This is a genomic window from Streptomyces sp. NPDC027962, from assembly GCF_055566095.1.
The window spans coordinates 1-1355 of record NZ_JBVHTA010000115.1 but is presented as its reverse complement, the minus strand read 5'-3'; the positions used below and the strand labels follow the sequence as shown (position 1 = coordinate 1355).

General features: G+C 68.6%; 2 protein-coding genes and 1 pseudogene. All 3 read left to right on the top strand.

Annotation, left to right across the window (positions count from 1 at the left end; translation table 11 throughout):
- A pseudogene (locus ACZ4SA_RS36930) lies at nucleotides 1–208 on the top strand (hypothetical protein); the annotation flags it as partial.
- Nucleotides 209–234: 26 nt separating this feature from the next.
- Complete coding sequence (locus ACZ4SA_RS36925) at nucleotides 235–492, top strand: hypothetical protein (RefSeq protein ID WP_468283250.1); 258 nt, start codon at nucleotides 235–237, stop codon at nucleotides 490–492.
- A gap of 199 nt (nucleotides 493–691) precedes the next feature.
- On the top strand, nucleotides 692–961 hold the full coding sequence (locus tag ACZ4SA_RS36920; RefSeq protein ID WP_468283248.1) for a WD40/YVTN/BNR-like repeat-containing protein: 270 nt from the start codon (nucleotides 692–694) through the stop codon (nucleotides 959–961).
- Nucleotides 962–1355: the final 394 nt, after the last annotated feature.

The following is a 1355-nucleotide window of genomic DNA, read 5'->3' as shown; positions in this document are numbered from 1 at the left end:
CACCCGTCGAATACGAGACCAACTACTACCGCACAACCCCGAAACCCCAGGTCACAACCACAATCTAAAGTCTCTACCGAACCCGGAACGGTTCAAGCTGCCCTTCCACATGCTCTTCGGGTACATCCTGACGCGTCCGCTGCTCATCCTCATACGCGTCTTCGCCCGGCTGCCGAACGGCGTCGGCCGGACGTTCGCAGCGGTCTGAACGCCGCCACCGGGCCGTTCCACGTCGTGAACTACCTCGGCCCCGTCGGCGCCGCCGGCGTCCTCGGGCCTCGCCGAATGGGATCCGTCTTCGATCGGGTCATCGACGACCTGCACCGTCGGCTCGACGCCGAGACCGAGACCGGACTCGCACGAGGCATGTACTACCCCACCCGATGGGACCCGTTCTTCAACGAGTTCATGACCGTCGCCGACTTGTACCGCTCCCCGAACCCTCACTTCGACTTCCGCCGGCGACAGCTCACCCTGACAGCCGTCCGCTGACAGCGCCTCGCCGATCGGCGTGCCACGAGCGCGGCGATTCCGCGGGCGGCGTCGCGGGCCGGGCGGCCGACGCCGATGGGGGTGGCGGAGGCCGGGCCGGTTCAGTCGCCGTAGCCGAGGAGAAGGACCTCGCGTCACTGGGCTCGAACGCGCCGCGCCCGTCGGTGTCACCGCGTAGCCCGGCGTGCTGGCGTCGCGGATGAACGCGGGGCCGGGGATGGAGTTCCTCTCCTGGGCGTCACCGAAGGCGCTGTTCGGCGTCGACTTCTCCGGCGCCCTGAGCGTCAGCACGGACGGCGGCACGACCTGGAAGAAGACATCGACCGTACCGGGAGGCCAGCCCCAGGCCCTGACCGCCGTCAACCAGCAGAACATCCTCGCGGCGACCCAGGACGGCGTCTACGAGTCCAGGGATGCCGGCAAGACCTTCACCAAACGCCTAGCCGTCGCGAACGGCGATCACCCCTGACTTCCGGTTTCACAGAACACGCAGGGCCCCCGCCTGCGCAGCACGAAACCTCGGCACACGGAGCACCAGGTGCCAACCACGCTCCGACGTGGTTGTCATCGCGCCGTGCTGTTGATCGGGCCTGCGTCCGCGCACGGTCTCCACGCCGGGGACGTCAGTGGGAGCCGTGACGATGCGGCAGTGCTGTCTGGGCTCCTGCGTCGCCCGCCTCGACGGGATGGGCCGAAGGCAGCAGTCCGGTCAGGGTCACGGTGACGAGCCGGCGCACCGCCGCCTTCGAGGGGAGTCCGGCGGCGGCCCCTAGGTGTATTGCCCTGAGAGGTTGGGGACGCGGCTGGCGGGTGGTTGGCCTTTCAGCGCGGTGTGTCCGCGGTGGTGATTGTAGGTGTGCAGC

Bases quoted from the DNA above. Each gene is read 5' to 3' on its own strand.
- ACZ4SA_RS36920 (WP_468283248.1), top strand. From the start codon at position 692: ATGAACGCGGGGCCGGGGATGGAGTTCCTCTCCTGGGCGTCACCGAAG.